The sequence below is a fragment of the Streptomyces sp. WM6372 genome (genome assembly GCF_001279655.1).
Taxonomy (GTDB): Bacteria; Actinomycetota; Actinomycetes; order Streptomycetales; family Streptomycetaceae; genus Streptomyces.
The window spans coordinates 1-17,035 of the sequence record NZ_LGDB01000004.1; the positions used below are offsets into that span (position 1 = coordinate 1).

The window sequence follows — 17,035 nt, forward strand, 5'->3', positions numbered from 1 at the left end:
GGTGGCGGGACTGTCAGTGCCCGCTCCTAGGGTGCCGACATGACCACGCTCACCGTCGTTCAATCATGGGCCCGCATCGAGACCTGGCTCGCAAGCACGCTGCCGTCAGCCACGGACTGCTGCGACCGTCGGCCCGGTTGGAGGACATCGCGGCGGCCGAACTCCGTCTCGGCGTGACGTTCCCGCCCGACCTGAAGGAGTCGCTGCTGCGTCACGACGGCGTACAGCTCCAGGAGGGAACACCGACACTGGACTACTACGGACCGCTGTCCGGAGTCGAGGACATCGTCAGCAGCACCGAGTTCCTGCGGGACGTCGGCGCGGACGTCGCCGAGGACGAGACCGATCTCGACGAGGAGGAACGCGACCAGCACGCGTACTGGCCGCACGAGCGGCTGCTGATCACCCTGGGCATCGGCTGGCAGTCTTCGGACGGGCTCTTCATGGTCACCCGCCCCGGTCCACACCACGGGCGTATCGGCCGGTACTTCGACGAGGACGGCCCGTCCTTCACCGAGTGGCCGGGACTGCGGCACGTGCTCGCCGACTTCGCCACGGCTCTGGAGAACGGCACACCCTTCGACGGGCGTACTCCGCTCGCCTTCGAGGGCCGGCTGATCTGGGAGCACGGCGGGACGGTCGTCCCCGATCCGTTCTCCCCCCTCGGCCTCGCCGCCGAGGCCACCGAGCCGCTGGTCCCGGCCCCGGCCGAGCCGGTCCCGCCGGCCCCGCAGCCCGACGGGTCGTACGTCACCCTCACCTTCGGGGCCCCGGCCGAGGCACCTCCCGTGCAGCCGGACGTCGTGTTCGTGGCGGGCATCTCGCCCGAGGAGCTGTTGGACAGGCTGGGCTCGGTGCCCGCGACCACCGGACCGCGCAGCCGGGAGCAGGCGCGGGTGTCCGCCACCGGGCCCTGGGCGGCGTGTCGTCCGATGGCCCGGGCCGGTCGGTGCGGTGACGGGTGGTCGTACGCCACCCAGGAGGGCGGAGCCGCCCAGTTCGGCCGCCCGGAGGTACTGCGTCGGTTGTCCCGTGGGACCCGGGTCGTGCGGCTGGCGAAGCAAGGGCCCGAGGTGCACGTCACCGTCATCGAGGACGGTGCGGAACGGCCCGGGGCGGCCCGCCGGGTCGATTCACCCCGCGAGGACTACGTGAGCGGACCCGACGGGCAGCCCGCGCTCGGACCCGGTGGGCAGCAGTGGCAGAGGATCGGCGTCGATCCCTGGCCCGGCTCTACGGCCGCGTACACCCGACTGCTGGCCGGCCTGGCGACGGAGCACGGCATCACCTGGGATCCGGAGGCGGACGGCGACGAGCCGCTGGCGAGCGCGCTGCTGCTGCCGGTCCTCGACGACCTTCCGCCGACGCGGACCCTGGTCTCCTCGGTGCGTGACTTCGACCTCGGCGGGCTCGTCGATCGGACGCCGCCGGAGCGGTTGCGCTCCGCGATGGCGGCCCAGCTCGCCCGGTTGGCGTCCGAGACCGGCATCGACACCTTCCCGGAGATCGCGCAGGCGCTGGAGCGGATCCGACGAAACGAGCCGGTGGACCTCCCGGCCGACGGGGTCCTCGACCTGCGGATGAGGACCCTCTCGGCGGAGGCCAGGGCCGCACGGGGACTGCTGGACGCGGCCCGGCACCAACCGGACCCGGTACCCGTGACCGTGACCGCGGCCGACCTCGCCGCGTGGACCGTACGGGACTCGGCGGCCGGGGCACTGCGCGAGTTCCTGCTGCTGCCCCTGCCGGCCGCGGCGGCCACGGTCCTGAGCCGGCGGCTGTCCGTAGGCTGGCGCGACGACCTCGCCGCGGACCTGGCCGGCCAGGACCGGTCCGGCTGATCAGGGTGGCCGAGGCGAGCCGGACGCCCGTTCGACGGTGTTGCGCTTCTCGTACCGCTCTTCATCGAAGCCCGGGAGTCGTGGCCGTGGCCGTGGCCGTGGCTGTAGCGGTAGGCGTGGCCGCAGCCGTGGCCGCAGTCGTACCCGCGGGCTCCGGTGCCGGCTTCTTCGTGTGGTTGCGTACCAGCAGGCACAGCAGCACCGCGATCCCCAGGGCCGCGATCGGCAGCGCGGCCGTCACGTGCAGGGTGGCGACGAAGGCGTCCGGGTACGCCGCGCCCCCGGCGAGCTCCGCGGCCAGCCGCCCCTGGAGCAGCGCCCCGACCGAGGCCGCCCCGATGACCGACCCGATCTGACGGATCGTGTTGTTCACCCCGGACGCCGCCCCGGCCAGCCGCGGCTCCACGTTGCGCATCGCCTCGGTCGACATCGGCGCCACCACGCACCCGACCCCCAGGCCGGTCACCGCCGTCGCCGGCACGAACAGGTACCAGGGCGTCGCGGGCCCGGCGACCAGCACGATAGCGACCATCCCGGCCGCGTACAGCGACAACCCCGCCAGCAGCAGGTACTTGCCGCCGATCCGGTCCGACAGCCGCCCCGCGAAGGGGCCGACCGCCATCGACACGAGCGAGGACGGCGCGAGGACCAGACCGGCCTGGAGCGCGCTCATGTGCAGTACGGACTGCAGGTACAGGTTGAACGGAAGGACCAGCCCGATCATCGCCATCGACACCAGCGCCACGAGCGCGGTCATCACGGTGAAGTTCCGGTCGCGGAAGAGCGCGAACGGCACCAGCGGCTCCCGGTCCTGCTTCCCCCGCTGGTGTACGAGGAACCCCGCGACCAGCGCGACACCGGCGGCCAGCAGCCCCCAGATCCCCGCGCCCCACCCGTACCGCTCGCCCTCCTGCAAGCCGAACGCGAGGCAGAACAGCGCGGCGGTCGCGATCAGCACGCCCACGAGGTCGAAGGTGCGGCCGCGCCCGTTGCGCACGTCCGGCACCACCAGGTAGGTGAGCACCAGCGCGGCCACGCCGATCGGCACGTTGACCAGGAAGATCCACCGCCAGCCGACGGTCGATACCAGGATGCCGCCGAGCGTGGGCCCCGACAGCGTGGCGAGCCCGGCGACCATCCCCCAGACGCCCATCGCGGTGCCGCGCCGCTGCGCCGGGAAGACCGCGACGATCAGCGCCATGGTCTGCGGCGCCAGCAGCGCCGCGCCCAGTCCCTGCAGCCCGCGGGCCGCGATCAGCAGGCCGGCGCTCGGTGCGAGCCCGCACGCCACGCTGGCGAGCGTGAACACCGCCACGCCGCCGGCGAAGAGCCTGCGCGGCCCCCACAGATCGCCGAGCCGCCCCGCGCTGATCAGCAGTACGGCCAGCACCAGCGCGTAACCGCTGACCACCCACAGGGTCTGGTCCAGCGATGCGCCCAGCGCGTCGATCATCTCCGGGATGGCGATGTTCACGATGGTCAGATCCAGCAGCGTCATGAAGAACCCCAGTGACACCGTCACCAGGACCGCCCAGGGATCGCCGGCCCACTTCCGCATGTCGTCCCCCACCCCTCCGTCCGCGCCCCGGCGGGTTCCGGTGGCCACGGCACGAAGATAATCCATCTTTTCTGATGCATCAAGGCAGATGTATCAAGGAGGATGCATCGAGACGGATTCATCGAGTGAGGAGCATCGGCAGGCCACCGGCAGCGGATTGGCCGGTGACCCGCCCGCGTGCAACTGAGAGGCTGGCCCCTCGAACGCCATGCTCAGGAGGTCGTGATGCAGGTAGCGGTGGTCACTTTCGACGGGTTCAACGAGCTCGACAGCTTCATCGCGTCGGCCCTGATCAACCGGTGCCGCAAGGACGGCCTGGAAGCCTTCATCACCACGCCCACGCCCGTGGTGACCTCGATGAACGGCGTCGAGGTCACCGGCCAGCGCCCCATGGAGTTCATTCCCGAGGCCGACGTCGTACTGATCGGCAGCGGGGTGAAGACGCGCGACGTGGTCGCCGACGACCGGCTGCTCGCCATGCTGCCCCTGGACCCCGCGCGGCAGCTGATCGGCTCGCAGTGCTCCGGCGCGCTGGTCCTCGCCCGGCTCGGGCTGCTGGGCGGGATGCCGGCGTGCGCGGACCTGACGAGCCGGCCGTACGTGGAGGCCTGCGGCGTCACCGTGCTGGACGCGCCGTTCCACGCCGAGGGCAACATCGCCACGGCGGGCGGCTGCCTGGCCTCGCAGTACCTCGCCGCCTGGGTGATCACCCGTACGCTCGGCGAGGAAGCCGCGCGCGGCGCCATCGGCTACGCGGCCCCGGTGGGCGAGCAGCAGGAGACGGTGGACCGCGCACTGCGCGCCGTCCGCGCGCCCGAGTCCGCATCCGTACCCGCATCCGTACCTGTACCCGTACCCGTACTGCGCTGACCGCTCAGGCGCGGTGTGCGGAGGCGCCGAGCCAGAACCAGACCCACTTGCCGGCCCCGTCCGTGGCGACGCCCCAGGACTGGCTGAGGGCTGCGATCAGCCCGAGCCCCCGCCCGGACTCGCGCTGTGCGCAGCCCGCGGGGGTCTGGTGCGCGGCGCCGAGGTGGGGGGTGTCGTCGCGCAGGGCGCACAGCAGCCGGTCGGTCCCCGGTTCGACCTCGACCACCATGCGGATGCGGGTGCTCTCGGTGTGCCGGACCGCGTTGCTGACGGCTTCGGTCACGAGGAGGCGGGCGTCGTCCGCCAGGTCGCTGCCGATGACGGCCTCGGGCAGGGCCCGCCGGGCCGAACGGGCGGCCTCGGGCGTGGCGGGCAGCGTGATGTCAACGCGGTGAGCAGGCACGACGGCCTCCGATCCCAGCAGGTCCCCCCTGCGGTCCTTCCACGCTAGGTTCGCCGTCGTCTTGGTCACACCGCCCGGACGGCCGATCCCGCCCGCCCGCGGCTCCTCCCTTCGGCCAGGTCGTGCGCGTTTCGATACGCCCGCGACAACCGGGTGCAGCCGTCCCGCTGATCTGCGGCCGGGCTCAGGCGGCGGCCGACGCCGGCGCGACCGCTCCGACCGCTCCGACCGCTCCGGCCGTCCCGACCGCCGTGACGGTCCCGGCTGTTGCCGGGGCGCCGGTGAGGGCCGGGCGGACCTTGGTGAGGAGGAGGTCGAGGAAGCGGTCCGGGTGGCGGAAGGCCGCGAAGTGGCTGGCGTCCTCGATGAGGGCGAACTCCTTGACGGGGGCCGTGACCTCGTCGAAGAAGCGGCGGACCGGGCCGACCGGCGTGATGACGTCCCCGGCGCCCTGGAAGACGAAGAACGGCAGCCGGAAGTCGACGCCCTCGGCCCACTCGTCGAGGGCGACGGACTGCGGCCCGAGGCGCTCGGAGAAGGCCATGGCCCTCATGTGGGTGCGGAGGTCGCCCAGGCCGTGCCGGGGCGAGGTGAGGAGGGAGCCGAGTACCACCTTCTTGACGGTGTCGAGCGTCAGCGGGTCGGAGCCGACGGTCAGCTTGTTGTACTGCGACCACTGCTCGGTGGCCCAGGCCGCACGGTCGGGACCCATCGCGGTGGCGGCGGCCAGCTCCTTGCGGCGGCCGGCCGCGGTCAGCCGGTCCAGCAGGCCGTCGTAGGCGGTGCGGTCGTGCCCGCCGGCGTTGATGTTCTGGTCGGTGCCGACGTACGCGGAGTACAGCTCGGGGTGGCGGCGGGCCAGTCGGAGGCCGATGACCGAGCCGAACGACATCGCGAGCAGGACGACCCGGTCCACGCCGAGGCGGCCGCGGATGTGGCGGGTCACCTCCAGGGCGTCGGACTCCAGCCGCTCCAGGGTGAGTTCACCCTGGCCCTCGGGGCCCGAGCGCTCGAAGGTCTTGCCGGCGCCGCGCATGTCCCAGCGGACGAGGGTGAAGTGGCGCTCCCAGGCGCGGGTGCGGGCGGCGTAGGGCAGATTCGTGGCGCCGGGGCCGCCGTGCAGCTCCAGGATGACCGAGTTGGACAGGTCGTCTCCGCGCACGGAGATCCACTGGTCGATGCCGCCGATGCGGACGAAGCCGGCCTCGTCGATGCCGCGGGGCGTGGTGATGCGCAGCCGCCGCGCGTGGGCGGCGCGCCGCAGCCCGCGGTAGCCGGCCAGGGCGGCGGCGGGAGCGGCGAGGACGGCGGAGGCGGAAGCGGCGAGGAGGGTGGCGTCGACCATGACTGTTACTTCCTTAAACTGTTTATGACGTCATCGGTTAATGGGTTTAAGGTATATACAGTTGTTGGGCGGCGTCAACACCCGCCTGCCGGCGCGACGGCACCGAGATGCGAACGAGGGACACGGGATGGCCAAGGCACGCGAGGACAAGGCGCGCGATCTGCGCGCGGGCATGGCGCTGCTCTGGGGTGAGCAGGAGCGGCCCAGTCGGGGCCCCAAGCCCAGCCTCACCCCGCCGCGCATCGCCGCCGCGGCCGTGGCGCTGGCGGACGCGGAGGGGCTGGAGGCCGTGTCGATGACCAAGGTCGGCGCGGAGTTCGGCGTCTCGGCGATGGCGCTCTACCGCTACGTGCCCGGTAAGGCCGAGCTCGTGGAGCTGATGGTCGAGGCCGTCCTGGCCGAACGCCCCGACGTGGCGGACGCGGGCCCCGGCTGGAGGCCCGGGCTGACCGCCTGGGCCCACCGGATGCTCGCGGTGTACGAGGCCCACCCGTGGCTGCTGGCCGCCACCGCGATGCGGCGCCGGCTGATGGGGCCGAACCAGCTCGGCTGGCTGGACGAGGCGCACGCGGTGCTGGAGCGGACCGGCCTGACCGCGGCCGAACGCCACCAGGTCTTCCTCCTGGTGGTCGGCCACGTACGGGCCCTCGCCCAGCAGGCGGCCGACTTCGACGCCGAGCACGCCCGGGAGTTCGGGCGGCTGACCGGCGAACTGCTCGACCGGCACGCCGCCCGCTTCCCGGCCCTGACCAAGGCGATCGCCGACGGCGCGTTCGCCCCGCCGGCCGCCCCCGATCCGCTCGCCTTCGGACTGGACCGGATCCTGGACGGCGTACAGGTCCTCATCGACGCCCCCTAGGTCGTGTCGTCAAAGTCCCGTCTGGCTGGCCGCCCTTCGGGCGGCCGACGCTACTTTGACGACACTCCCTAGGGCCCGTCCGGCGGATCTTGCCGGACGGGCCCCAGGTTCCGGGGAGGGCTCAGCGCTTGAGCATGAAGGTGAAGTCGCCGGAGAGCTTGCCGCCCAGCCGGACTGCCGACACGAGTTTCCCGTCCGCGATCAGTCTTTCGACCTCGGCCCGGGAAAGACCGCAACCTTCAGCGATCACCCGCACCGGCCGGACGGGGATCTGCGCCGCGAAGCGGACCGAGACGTCGATCACCTCCCGGCCCAGGTGATCCGATCCGCCGGTGTCGAGCCGCCAGGCGTCGTCCCAGTCGAGGGCGATGCGATTGCGCCGCCGCATGACCGGATCCTGGAGCACCTCGGCTGCCAGGCCAGGGTCGTTGTCATGCATGCGGTCCAGGAGCTCAGGTCGTACGGAGCGCACGTTCATCCGCTCCAGGACCGTGAGCTTCGCGGTGTCCCCGCAAGCGGTACAGAGCACGAGCAGCCAGGCGTCGAGGAGCTTGTGGTTCGCGTTGACGCGAAACTTGCCGTTCGCCCGGAAGCGCTCGGACGCGCACGCATGGCAACGGCGGCGAACGAGCGGCAGGCAGGTGGGCACGACCACCCAGTTATTGAGCACAGAAGTACACCGGTTTCAGTGAGAAGTCCGCAGCAAAAAGCAGCACGGCGCACATGTGCGACGCGCGACCGATCAGCGCTTGGGGGGTCTCACAGGGTGTACAACGGCATGTCCTTGCCTGGACGACTCGGTTGACGGCACGGTAGTGGCGCACAGCGACGCTGTTCCACTGGTTTTCGGGCGCCTCACCGCCGGGGCCGGTCCGGCGGATCTTCTGGATGAGGTACTGCCAAAGCTCCTCGTCCAGGACCGGAAGCCGGCCCAGCCCTGGGTTCTGTCCTGCGGATTATCAGCGGAGCCATAGTCGGATCGCGGCGGTGGTGACGGTGCCGTGGAAGACGTAGGCGCGTAGGAACGCCCCCTGGGCGAACGGGCCCTGGGCGAACGGGCCCTACCCGAACCGGCCCTACCCGAACCGGCCCTACGCGAACGGGCCCTCGGTCGTGAAGCGGCGCAGGTCGTGGGCGAACCGCTCGGCCTCGCCCGGCGGCCACGAGGACAGGCTCGCCGTGATGTGGGCGGCCAGCCGGGCCCGCAGTTCCGCCACCGCCGCCCGGCCCTGCTCGGTGAGGACGAGCAGGTACGCGCGCCCGTCGGCGGGGTCCGGCTCGCGGCGGATGAGGCCGGCGGCCTCCAGCCGGGAGGCGCGGCGGGTGACGCCGGAGCGGTCGACCCCCACGTCGGGGGCCAGATCGGCGGCGCTGCGGGGCCCGGTCCGGGCCAGCGTGCTGAGTACCGGGTACGTCAGCTCGTCCAGCCCCTCGCCCATGCCCTCGGTGAGGCGCCGGTGCAGCTGCGTGCGCGTGGTGCGCCTGAGCAGGATGCCCAGCGCGTCCGCGATCTCGTGACCTGCTTCGTTCTCCACGCCACCAGAATAGCGTGCGCCGCGCACGCTGTTGGTGTTACAGTGACGGAGATGCGTGCGATTCGCACGCACTTCTCCTTGATTCTTCGTCCCGTGAGGAAATCCCATGACGCGCACCCGTATCGAGGCCGCCCTCAACGACCTGATCTTCAACCGTGACATCACCGTCGAGGAAGCCGCCGACCGCCACTTCACCCCGGAGTACCGCCAGCGCACGGACGGGGAGTGGGCCGACCGCGCCGGGTTCATCGAGCACATCACCCACGTGCGCGACCTGGTGGCCGACGGCCATGTCGAGGTGCACGAGGAGCTGTACGCCGGCGCCAAGTACGCCGACCGGCACACCGCCCACATCACGAAGAAGGACGGCTCGACCGTACGCATGGAGGTCTACCTGTTCGCGGACCTCGCGCCCGACGGCCGGTTCGCCCGCATCGAGGAGACCACCCTGATGCTGGAGGGCTCCGCCGCCGACCGCAACATGGGCAGCGCCCGCTAGAAGGCGTCCCGGGCGTCCCGGGCGTCCCGGGCGGTCAGGGCGCGGATGGCGGTTTCCTGGGAGTAGGCGAGCAGGCCGATCGTCATCGCGCTCATCACGACGGCGAAGAGGACGTGGCCCAGGGTCGAGGTCACGGCCAGGCCCAGGGCGCTCAGGGCGAAGTGGCTGCCGACCCGCAGGGCGATGAGCGCGAACGCGACCCTGCGGGTCTCCTTGCCGCGCCACAGCGCCTTGGCGAGCTTGATCCGCCTGCGCATCATCGTCAGCGAGACGGTGATGTTCACGGCCAGCAGGACCAGGAGCACGGGCCAGACCGAAGGGAAGGCCTTCAGGATGTCGAAGGCGGCCGCGAGCACCCCTTCGAAGCCGAAGAACCAGAGCGGAAGCCGGTAGTCGGCCGGTGTCATGGCACTGGTGTCGATCGCTTCGGCCGGTACGCCCTCGGGCTTCTTCTTCAGGATGTTCATGCCGCTGCCCCCGTGGTCGGTGTGATGATCACTATCTTTTCGGGGGAGGGGGCTCGGGGGCAGAGCTCCAGGTCACGTGTGCCGTATGACAGCTGTCATACGCCCCTCGACCCCGAACCGGCCGTCGCCCTCGCGGCCTTGGACGCGTGGTCGCGCGAGCCGGTCACCCCGGACAACCTCGCCGCCCGGCAGGAGCGGGACGCCACGTCCCGGCCCCGGCCCACGGCCGGGGAGCTTCGCGCGGGCGGCCGTTTCGAGGTGACGGAGCTCCAGGTCCCGGGACCACCGGACGGTCCCGTCGTCACGCTCGTCAGCGCCCGCCCGTCCGGGCTCGCGGGGCGGCCCCGGCCCTCCTGACCCGTGGCCGCGGTGGTCCCGTACCCCTCGGCCAACTGCTGCTCTGCCCCACGCTCGACGACCGCGGCACCACCTTCTCCAGCCGCCGGATGACCGGCCTCGGCGCAGGGGACCTCACCTCCAGCACCACCGGCTGGAAGGCCCTGCTGGGTGACCGTCACGGCGCCGCCGGCCTGCCGGCCTGCCGCCCTGCCGCCCTACGCGGCCCCCGCCCGCGCGACGGACCTGACCGGACTCCCGCCGGCCTTCATCGAGGTCGGGTCGGCGGAGATCTACCGCGACGAGGACGTGGCGTACGCGAACGCCGTCTGGCGGGCCGGCGGCCAGGCCGAACTCCACGTCTGGCCCGGCGCCTGCCACGGCTTCGACGGTCTGGCCCCCGAGGCCGCCCTCACCCGGGCCGCCCGCGAAACCCGCACCCGCCGGCTCCACCGCCTCCTCACCGGCCCCGCCGCCCCGCCGCCCCGCCGCCCCCGCCATGGGGGTGTTCCCCCGGCCGGGCGTCACTCCAACGGCCGAGCCCGGGCGCTCCCGAGGTGCCTGCGCGCCACCCGGCGGCAATGCTGGAGCCGCTGCCCGTTCACAGGAAGGGGTACTGCCGTGCCACCGAGGATCGAGCACACCAGACCCCGCCACGGGTACGGCCGTGGGCCCACCCGCGGGTACACCCACGTGCACGTCACCCTGACGCAGGACCCGCCGGCCACGCGCCGCGGCGGCGGCGACGTCGCCTTCGCCTTCAGCATTCCGCACGGCTCGGAGAACGTCTGCGTGATGCTGCCGCCCGAAGGACGCGACGCGGAGCCGAGCCCCGAAAGCGCCGGTCCGGTCGACGAATTGCTCGGCCGCGCCCTCGACGCCCCGCGCGAGAGCGTCGACCGCCTCCTGGCGAGCGACGACGTCCACGCGGTGAGGCTGGGCCGGGCCGTGCGGGCCGTCCAGCACGCATTGCGCACCGAACGGAACACCGCCGGCTCCCCGCCCGCGGAACCCTCGGACCCCCCTCCCGCGGAACCCTCGGACCCCCCGCCCGCGGAACCCTCCGGCCCCGCCGCCATCGACCCGGTGACCCACGACCCCGCCTGGTGAGCTCCGGCCCCGGGGCGGCAGGAAGGACACGTCATGGGCAGCACGGCAGGCAGGGTCCTGGTCACCGACCTCGACGGCACGCTCCTGGCGGGCGACGAGGACAGCCGGCGCCATCTGCGCCACGCGCTGGACCGGCATCCCGACATCACCGTGGTCTACGCGACGGGCCGCGGCCTCGCCTCCGTCCGGAGCGTGCTCACCGATGACCCCTTCGCCCCCTGGCCGCGGTGGATCATCGCCGACGTCGGCGCGAGCATCATCGACACCACCGACATGTCCCACGCCGAGTCCCTCGAAGGACCGCTGCGCACCGGATGGCCCGGACACCATCGCGTCCGGCGGGCCCTGCGCCGGTTCCCGCAGCTCGTGCACCAGGACGCCGTGGCACAGCAGGGCCGGTGCTCCTACTACCTGGCCGCCGAGCACCTCTCGGAGGAGATCACGGCGGCCGTCGAGCGGATGGGCTGCTCCTGGACGTACTCCGCGGACCGGTACTTCGACGTACTCCCGCCCCGCGCCGGCAAGGGCCCGGCCCTGCGGGCGCTCATGCACCGCCTCCACTGGCCGCGCGCACACCTGCTCGTGGCCGGGGACTCCCTCAACGACCTGTCGCTCTTCCGCCTCGGCACGCACGGCGTCGTCGTCGGCAACGCCGAGCCCGCACTGGTCGCGCAGGTGGCCGCGGACCCGCTGGTCCACCACCCGGCACTCGACGGCGCCGCCGCCGTACTGCACGTACTGGAACGGCTCGGCTGGGTGCGGCTGCGGCGCCCCCGGCGCGTGGTGATCGGATACCACCGCCCGCCGTGGCAGCGGTACGAGGGCCGCTGGCGGCCGCCGGCCAGCCCCAACGGCATCCTCCCGACCCTGGTGTCCGCCCTCGGCGCCGACCCCGAGGGGCAGTTGGACGCCGTATGGGCCGCCGCCACGACCGAGGACGCCGCCACGGCGGCCACGGTCCCCCCGGGGCTGCCCCTGACACTCCTCCCGCTGCCGGCCGGCCAGTGGGCCGGCTACTTCCACCGGGCCTGCAAGGAGACGCTGTGGCCCGCCCTGACCTCGCAGCCGCACCTCATCCGGCACGACCCGGCCGACTGGGCGGACTACGAAGCCGTCAACTCCGCCTTCGCGCAGCACGTCAGCGCCCACGCGGCGCACGGCGGAACGGTCTGGCTGCACGACTACAACCTCTGGCTCGTCCCCGGCCTGCTCAAGCGGCAGCGGCCGGATCTGACGGTCGGCCTGTTCCACCACACGCCCTTCCCCGACCCGCGCACGTTCCGGCGCCTGCCCTCGGCGGCGCAGCTGCGCACGTCCCTCGGACAGCTGGACTGGGCGGGATTCCACACCGCCGCGTTCGCCGAGAACTTCCGCACCCTGCTGAGCGGCGGTGCCGTCTCCCGAATGCCGCGCATCGGTGTGCACCCCCTGGGCATCGACCGCCGGGCCGTCGCCGCCCTCGCCCGGTCCCGCGCCGCCGGCACGGCCGCGGCCGGCGGCCGGGACGGCCCGGTGATCCTCTCCGTGGAGCGGCTCGACTACGCCAAGGCCCCCGTACACAAGATCCACGCCCTCGCGGAACTCCTCGACCGGCAGCCGGAACTGCGCGGAAGGCTGCGCTACCGCCTCGTCTGCCCGCCGCCCGAGCCGGGCATCCGCGCGTACGACACCACCCGCACCCGGCTGGAGCGGGCCATCGGGGAACTCAACAGGAGCCAGCGGAAGGCTGGTTGGGAGCCGGTCGAGTACCTGTCCCGGAGCCTGCCCTTCGAGGAGGTCGTCGACCACTACCTGGCGGCCGACGTCTTCTGGGTGACCTCCCTGGCCGACGGAATGAACCTCACGGCCCAGGAGTTCCTCACGGCCCAGGCGGCCACCGGCCGCTCCGGCGTGCTGATCCTCTCGCGCCACGCCGGCGCCGCCGCCTACGTGGAGGGCCACGCCCTCCTCACCGACCCGTACTCCCCGCACGACATGGTGGAGAAGCTGCGCACCGCGCTGGCGATGTCCCCGGCGCGGCGCCGGGCGCACACCGCCCGCCTCGCCGCCCTCCTCGCCACCACCCCGCCGCCCGCCGAGTGGGCGCGCGCCGTCATCGGGGCGATCGAGGGGGCCTCAGCCCGTCCAGGGTGAGGTCCAGCAGGCGTTCCGCCTGCTGCCGCTGTTCGGGCTTGGCCGAGGTGAGGGCGATGCCGGCGAGGGCGGCGAACAGGTCCGTCGCGCTGATGTCGGTCCGGATCGCCCCGGCATCGGTGCACGCGTCCATGAGCGCCGCGATGGCGCTCTGGATCATGTCGTGGCTGTGGGCGTACGGGTTGCTCCCCGAGGCGGCGATGGCGCGCAGGGCGTCGGCCATGCCGAGTTTGGCCGTGGCGTAGTCCATGAAGAGGCGGGTCCACGCGCGCAGCGCCTCGTACGGCGGCTGCGCGGCCAGGAGCCCGGGGACGGCGTCGCGCAGCTGGGCCACCTCGTTGCGGTAGGCCGCCTCGACGAGCGCCTCGCGGGTGGGGAAGTTGCGGTACAGGGTCGCGGTGCCCACGCCCGCCTCCCTGGCGATGCGTTCGAGGTGCGCGTCCAGTCCCTCCTCGGTGAACACCCGTACCGCGGCAGCCAGGATCTTGTCCCTGTTGCGTTGTGCGTCGGCTCTCAGCGGGCGTGCTGCGTCCGGGGTCATCGGCGGCCGCCGTCCTCTCTCTCGCTCTGTCCGTTTGCTAAGTGGAGGCGCGCCCGGTTAGCCTCTTGTTAAGTGGTGGCGCCTCCACTTGACTGTAGGGCATGCCCTGGCCTGCCCGTATTCCTCCTGGAAGGACTGCCGATCATGTCGGGAATCGAAGGCAAGGTCGTGGCGATCACGGGCGCCGGCAGCGGTATCGGCGAGGCGACCGCCCTGCTGCTCGCCGAACGCGGCGCCAAGGTCGTCCTCGGGGCGCGTCGCACCGAGCGGCTCGAAGCCCTGGCCGCCCGCATCGGAGCGGCCGGCGGCGAAGCCGCGTGGACGCGCACCGACGTCACGGTGCGCGAGGACCTGACCGGGCTCGTCGAACTGGCGCGCGCCCGGTTCGGCAGGCTCGACGTCCTCGTCAGCAATGCCGGAATCGGCCTCATCTCCCCCCTGGACGAGCTCCGCGTGGAGGACTGGGAGCAGATGATCGACGTCAACCTCAAGGGCGTCCTGTACGGGATCGCGGCCGCGCTGCCGGTCTTCCGGGAGCAGGGCACCGGGCACTTCGTCAACACGGTCTCCGTTTCCGGACTGCGCGTCACCCCGCTCCAGGCGGTGTACGCCGCCACCAAGAACGCCGTGCGCACCCTCTCCGAGGGCTTGCGCCAGGAGGCCGGTGACAGCCTGCGCGTGACGGTCGTCTCGCCGGGGTTCACGCGTACGGACTTCCCCGACGCCATGGCACCGGAGATGCGGACGCAGATCCGCGACCGCATGGACGCGATCGCGATCCCGCCGGACGCCATCGCGCGCGCCATCGCCTACGCCGTCGAGCAGCCGGACAACGTGGACGTGGGCGACATCGTCGTCCGCCCCACCGCGCAGGCCTGAACGGCCGGCCGGTGCTCGCGCGGGGGGCGGCGGCACCGGCCGGTCAGGGAGGAGCGTCAGGTGGCGAAGGTGGCCACCGGCTCCAGACCGTACGTGCGGGCGTAGCCGTTCTCGGTGCCCACCAGCAGGTCCACCACCTCGAAGTAGCGGTCCCAGAAGGGGGTTTCGCGCAGCGCGTCGATCAGCAGCCGGTAGGACTCGTGGTCGTCCGCCTCCCAGACCCAGACGTCGGTGACCCGCGCCGAGTAGAACTCCGTGTCGTAGAAACGGGAGCGGACGCCGTGGGTGCGGGCCTCGATCACCGGGGCGACCTCGGTGGTGAAGGCCCGGACCCGTTCGGCCACGGTCATCGCCAGCCACTCGGGCGTGGTCTTGACCAGCATGAACGCGGTGACCGGCGGCTCGGTTCGGTCAGCGGGCATCGGTGGCCTCCGGCACGGCGAGGACGGCGGGCTTGAGGGTCTGCGCGCACCACTGCGCGAATCCGGTGGCCGGTCCCGCCTGCGGCGAGCGGGCGACGCCCGAGTCCAGGCCCTCGTCCTTGGCGCGCTTCATGTCGACCATGCCCTCGACGAACGCCTCGCCCAGGCCGTAGCCCAGCAGGGCGGACCGCAGCTCGTCGAGCGGCTGGCGCTGGTAGCGGACCGGACGGCCCAGCTCCTCGGTCATGATGCGGGCCAGGTCGTTGGGCGACAGGTCCTGCGGGCCGAGCACCGGAACACTGCCGGCGCCGGTCCAGGAGCGGTCCAGCAGCAGCCCGGCCGCCGCCGCGGCGATGTCGTCGGTGGCCACCATCGGGGCCTTGCGGTCCGCGGCGACCGTATCGGTGAAGACGCCGTCCTCGCGGATCGAGTCGGCGTCCTCCAGCAGGTTCTCGAAGAAGGACGGGTTGGCCAGGGCGCGGTAGGCGACGCCGGAGCCGGCGATCAGGTCGTCCATGGCCAGGGAGGCGGTGACCAGCCCGGCCCGGGCGGCCTGCGGGGTGCCCCGGCCGAGCGCCGAGACGCCGACGACATGGCTGACTCCGTGGGCCGCGAACGCCCGCGCGGCCGGGCGGGTGAAGCCGCTGTACGCCTCGTCCGGCGTGGCCGAGACGTCCGGCGGCACCAGCCAGAAGACGGCGTCGGCCCCGGCGAAGGCGCGCTCGACGGTCGCGGCGTCGCCGTGCGAGCCGGTGACCACCTCGACCCGTCCGCGCACGGCCTCGGGGAGCCGGGCGGGATCGCGGACCACGACGCGCAACTCCTCTCCGTGGGCGGGCGCGGCCTCGACCAGCAGGGACAGCAGCCGCCGGCCGATGTTCCCGGTGGGGGCGGTGATGACGATCATGAAAACCTCGCGGTCTTTGTCGGATCTGTACGCCCCTCCATCGTGCAGACGCCAACGGCATTGCCACAATGGGAACTTCAGCATCCAATCATTGCCCGAAACGGAATAATGCCGGTGAGCAGCCCAGCCCAGAGCCCAGCCCAGAACTCAGCCCAGAACCTCGACGCCAATCTCGCCGTCGCCCTCGACGCCCTGCTGACCGAGCAGAGCGTCACCCGTGCCGCCGCGCGGCTGCACACCTCCCCCGCGGCGATGAGCCGCACCCTGGCCCGGCTGCGCCGGGTGCTCCAGGATCCGCTGCTGGTCCGGGCGGGACAGGCGATGGTGCCCACACCGCGCGCCGAGGCGCTGCGGGACGAGGCCGCCGCGGTGGTGCGCCGGCTGGAGGCACTCCTCACCCCGAGCGGCGGGGTCGACCCCGCGTCGCTGCGCCGCACCTTCACCGTCCAGGCCTCGGACCTGGCCGGCGCGGCGCTGGCCCCGGGCCTGCTCGCGCTGGCCAGGCGCCAGGCGCCCGGAGTCTCGCTGCGGGTGCTGGCCGAGGAGTGGGAGGCGGGCCCCGCGCTGCGCGAGGGCCGGGTCGATCTGGAGATCGGGGCCATCGACCACGTCGACCCGGAGACCCGGGTCGAGGAACTGGTCACGCTGCGGATGGCGGCCGGCGTCAGGGCCGGGCACCCGCTCGCCGAAGGGACCCTGACGCCCGCCCGGCTGGCCGCGGCCGAGCACGTGGCGGTCAGCCGCCGCGGACGCTTCACCGGCCCGCTGGACGCGGCCCTGGCCGAGCAGGGGCTCAGCCGGCGGGTCAGCGCCGTCCTGCCCGGACATCTGGCGGCGATGGCGCTGGCCGCGGTCGGCGACGTGGTCTGCCTGGTGCCGACCGCCCTGCCGGGTGAACCCCCCTCACCGCTCAGCGACGCGGCGCACGCACTGGGACTGCGCCTGCTGGACATCCCGCTGCCGCTGCCACCCCTGACGATCGGCATGGCCTGGCACCCCCGCCACACCGCCGACGGGGCCCACCAGTGGCTGCGCGGCGCCGTACGCCGGGTACTGCGCCCGGCCCCGGCACCGGGAGCCGCGGGCTGATCCGGCCCGGTCCCGAAGACACGGTCCGGCGCGTACGGGTGACATGCGCGCCGGAGGGGGGCGTGCCACCCTGTTCGCAGGCCTCGGGAGATGGCAGCCGCGACGAACGGAGCGTGCTGTGGGACATCCGATACGTGCCGCGGCGCTGCGGCGCCGGGCGGCCGCCGCCTGCGGCGCCCTGCTGCTCGTGGCCCTTACCTCGGGCGCCGGCGCCCGCGCGGCCCCCGCCCCGACCCCGTCC

General features: G+C 73.0%; 18 protein-coding genes. 9 read left to right on the plus strand and 9 right to left on the minus strand.

Going from position 1 to position 17,035, the window contains the following annotated elements; all coding sequences use genetic code 11:
- Positions 1-65 precede the first annotated feature (65 nt).
- A complete protein-coding gene (locus tag ADK52_RS02000; RefSeq protein ID WP_234343260.1) occupies positions 66-1,841 on the plus strand; it encodes an SMI1/KNR4 family protein in 1,776 nt (591 codons plus the stop codon).
- A 61-nt stretch (positions 1,842-1,902) separates the two neighbouring features.
- Here the strand turns inward: ADK52_RS02000 and ADK52_RS02005 are convergent, their stop codons facing one another.
- Positions 1,903-3,447 (minus strand): DHA2 family efflux MFS transporter permease subunit, encoded by a 1,545-nt coding sequence (locus ADK52_RS02005; protein WP_234343261.1) that lies wholly within the window; start codon positions 3,445-3,447, stop codon positions 1,903-1,905.
- Between the two features lie 177 nt (positions 3,448-3,624).
- On the opposite strand from ADK52_RS02005, the gene ADK52_RS02010 reads away from it, so the two are divergent.
- Positions 3,625-4,269, plus strand: coding sequence for a DJ-1/PfpI family protein (locus tag ADK52_RS02010; protein ID WP_053688036.1), 645 nt, complete (start codon positions 3,625-3,627; stop codon positions 4,267-4,269).
- Positions 4,270-4,273: 4 nt separating this feature from the next.
- Here ADK52_RS02010 and ADK52_RS02015 read toward each other — a convergent pair whose 3' ends face one another.
- Together ADK52_RS02015 and ADK52_RS02020 are read right to left on the minus strand one after the other, a co-directional pair.
- Entirely contained in the window at positions 4,274-4,672 is a 399-nt protein-coding gene (locus tag ADK52_RS02015; RefSeq protein ID WP_159045822.1) for an ATP-binding protein, read from the minus strand.
- A gap of 184 nt (positions 4,673-4,856) precedes the next feature.
- A complete protein-coding gene (locus ADK52_RS02020) occupies positions 4,857-6,017 on the minus strand; it encodes an alpha/beta fold hydrolase (RefSeq protein ID WP_063783750.1) in 1,161 nt (386 codons plus the stop codon).
- A gap of 127 nt (positions 6,018-6,144) precedes the next feature.
- Here ADK52_RS02020 and ADK52_RS02025 point away from each other — a divergent pair, with 127 nt between their 5' ends.
- Positions 6,145-6,876, plus strand: a complete 732-nt coding sequence (locus ADK52_RS02025; RefSeq protein ID WP_053688038.1) for a TetR/AcrR family transcriptional regulator C-terminal domain-containing protein — start codon at positions 6,145-6,147, stop codon at positions 6,874-6,876.
- Between the two features lie 121 nt (positions 6,877-6,997).
- On the opposite strand, the gene ADK52_RS02030 is transcribed toward ADK52_RS02025, so the two are convergent.
- Positions 6,998-7,546: a DUF1062 domain-containing protein gene (locus ADK52_RS02030; protein ID WP_053688039.1), complete on the minus strand. Its 549-nt coding sequence runs from the start codon at positions 7,544-7,546 to the stop codon at positions 6,998-7,000.
- A 421-nt stretch (positions 7,547-7,967) separates the two neighbouring features.
- Positions 7,968-8,411, minus strand: coding sequence for a MarR family winged helix-turn-helix transcriptional regulator (locus ADK52_RS02035; RefSeq protein WP_053688040.1), 444 nt, complete (start codon positions 8,409-8,411; stop codon positions 7,968-7,970).
- A 106-nt stretch (positions 8,412-8,517) separates the two neighbouring features.
- On the opposite strand from ADK52_RS02035, the gene ADK52_RS02040 reads away from it, so the two are divergent.
- The gene (locus ADK52_RS02040) at positions 8,518-8,910 is read left to right on the plus strand and encodes a nuclear transport factor 2 family protein (RefSeq protein ID WP_053688041.1); all 393 of its coding nucleotides are present in this window, start codon (positions 8,518-8,520) and stop codon (positions 8,908-8,910) included.
- Here ADK52_RS02040 and ADK52_RS02045 read toward each other — a convergent pair.
- A complete protein-coding gene (locus ADK52_RS02045) occupies positions 8,907-9,377 on the minus strand; it encodes a hypothetical protein (protein WP_053688042.1) in 471 nt (156 codons plus the stop codon). The two genes, ADK52_RS02040 and ADK52_RS02045, sit on opposite strands and share 4 nt — an antisense overlap.
- A 78-nt stretch (positions 9,378-9,455) precedes the next feature.
- Between ADK52_RS02045 and ADK52_RS44720 the strand changes: the two genes are divergently transcribed.
- The 3 genes from ADK52_RS44720 (at position 9,456) to ADK52_RS02060 (ending at position 12,956) form a co-directional block, all read left to right on the plus strand.
- Complete coding sequence (locus tag ADK52_RS44720; RefSeq protein WP_324615869.1) at positions 9,456-9,734, plus strand: hypothetical protein; 279 nt, start codon at positions 9,456-9,458, stop codon at positions 9,732-9,734.
- Between the two features lie 150 nt (positions 9,735-9,884).
- Entirely contained in the window at positions 9,885-10,823 is a 939-nt protein-coding gene (locus tag ADK52_RS44725; protein WP_053688044.1) for an alpha/beta hydrolase, read from the plus strand.
- A gap of 33 nt (positions 10,824-10,856) precedes the next feature.
- Positions 10,857-12,956, plus strand: a complete 2,100-nt coding sequence (locus ADK52_RS02060) for an HAD-IIB family hydrolase (protein WP_053688045.1) — start codon at positions 10,857-10,859, stop codon at positions 12,954-12,956.
- Here the strand turns inward: ADK52_RS02060 and ADK52_RS02065 are convergent.
- Entirely contained in the window at positions 12,916-13,497 is a 582-nt protein-coding gene (locus ADK52_RS02065; protein WP_053688046.1) for a TetR/AcrR family transcriptional regulator, read from the minus strand. The two genes, ADK52_RS02060 and ADK52_RS02065, sit on opposite strands and share 41 nt — an antisense overlap.
- Before the next feature lie 144 nt (positions 13,498-13,641).
- On the opposite strand from ADK52_RS02065, the gene ADK52_RS02070 reads away from it, so the two are divergent.
- Positions 13,642-14,376 carry an SDR family oxidoreductase gene (locus tag ADK52_RS02070; protein ID WP_053688047.1) on the plus strand — a complete coding sequence of 245 codons (735 nt, stop codon included), beginning with the start codon at positions 13,642-13,644 and terminating at the stop codon, positions 14,374-14,376.
- Between the two features lie 56 nt (positions 14,377-14,432).
- Here ADK52_RS02070 and ADK52_RS02075 read toward each other — a convergent pair whose 3' ends face one another.
- Positions 14,433-14,798 carry a darcynin family protein gene (locus ADK52_RS02075; protein ID WP_053688048.1) on the minus strand — a complete coding sequence of 122 codons (366 nt, stop codon included), beginning with the start codon at positions 14,796-14,798 and terminating at the stop codon, positions 14,433-14,435.
- A complete protein-coding gene (locus ADK52_RS02080) occupies positions 14,788-15,705 on the minus strand; it encodes an NAD(P)H-binding protein (RefSeq protein ID WP_053688049.1) in 918 nt (305 codons plus the stop codon). The genes ADK52_RS02075 and ADK52_RS02080 overlap by 11 nt, the downstream gene beginning before the upstream one ends.
- 108 nt (positions 15,706-15,813) lie before the next feature.
- Between ADK52_RS02080 and ADK52_RS02085 the strand changes: the two genes are divergently transcribed.
- The gene (locus ADK52_RS02085) at positions 15,814-16,794 is read left to right on the plus strand and encodes a LysR family transcriptional regulator (protein ID WP_053688050.1); all 981 of its coding nucleotides are present in this window, start codon (positions 15,814-15,816) and stop codon (positions 16,792-16,794) included.
- Positions 16,795-17,035: the final 241 nt, after the last annotated feature.

Bases quoted from the DNA above. Each gene is read 5' to 3' on its own strand.
- ADK52_RS02040 (WP_053688041.1), top strand. From the start codon at position 8,518: ATGACGCGCACCCGTATCGAGGCCGCCCTCAACGACCTGATCTTCAAC.
- ADK52_RS02070 (WP_053688047.1), top strand. From the start codon at position 13,642: ATGTCGGGAATCGAAGGCAAGGTCGTGGCGATCACGGGCGCCGGCAGC.
- ADK52_RS02020 (WP_063783750.1), bottom strand. From the start codon at position 6,017: ATGGTCGACGCCACCCTCCTCGCCGCTTCCGCCTCCGCCGTCCTCGCC.
- ADK52_RS02010 (WP_053688036.1), top strand. From the start codon at position 3,625: ATGCAGGTAGCGGTGGTCACTTTCGACGGGTTCAACGAGCTCGACAGC.
- ADK52_RS02060 (WP_053688045.1), top strand. From the start codon at position 10,857: ATGGGCAGCACGGCAGGCAGGGTCCTGGTCACCGACCTCGACGGCACG.
- ADK52_RS02025 (WP_053688038.1), top strand. From the start codon at position 6,145: ATGGCCAAGGCACGCGAGGACAAGGCGCGCGATCTGCGCGCGGGCATG.
- ADK52_RS02080 (WP_053688049.1), bottom strand. From the start codon at position 15,705: ATGATCGTCATCACCGCCCCCACCGGGAACATCGGCCGGCGGCTGCTG.
- ADK52_RS02065 (WP_053688046.1), bottom strand. From the start codon at position 13,497: ATGACCCCGGACGCAGCACGCCCGCTGAGAGCCGACGCACAACGCAAC.
- ADK52_RS02045 (WP_053688042.1), bottom strand. From the start codon at position 9,377: ATGAACATCCTGAAGAAGAAGCCCGAGGGCGTACCGGCCGAAGCGATC.
- ADK52_RS02075 (WP_053688048.1), bottom strand. From the start codon at position 14,798: ATGCCCGCTGACCGAACCGAGCCGCCGGTCACCGCGTTCATGCTGGTC.
- ADK52_RS02085 (WP_053688050.1), top strand. From the start codon at position 15,814: ATGCCGGTGAGCAGCCCAGCCCAGAGCCCAGCCCAGAACTCAGCCCAG.
- ADK52_RS02000 (WP_234343260.1), top strand. From the start codon at position 66: ATGGGCCCGCATCGAGACCTGGCTCGCAAGCACGCTGCCGTCAGCCAC.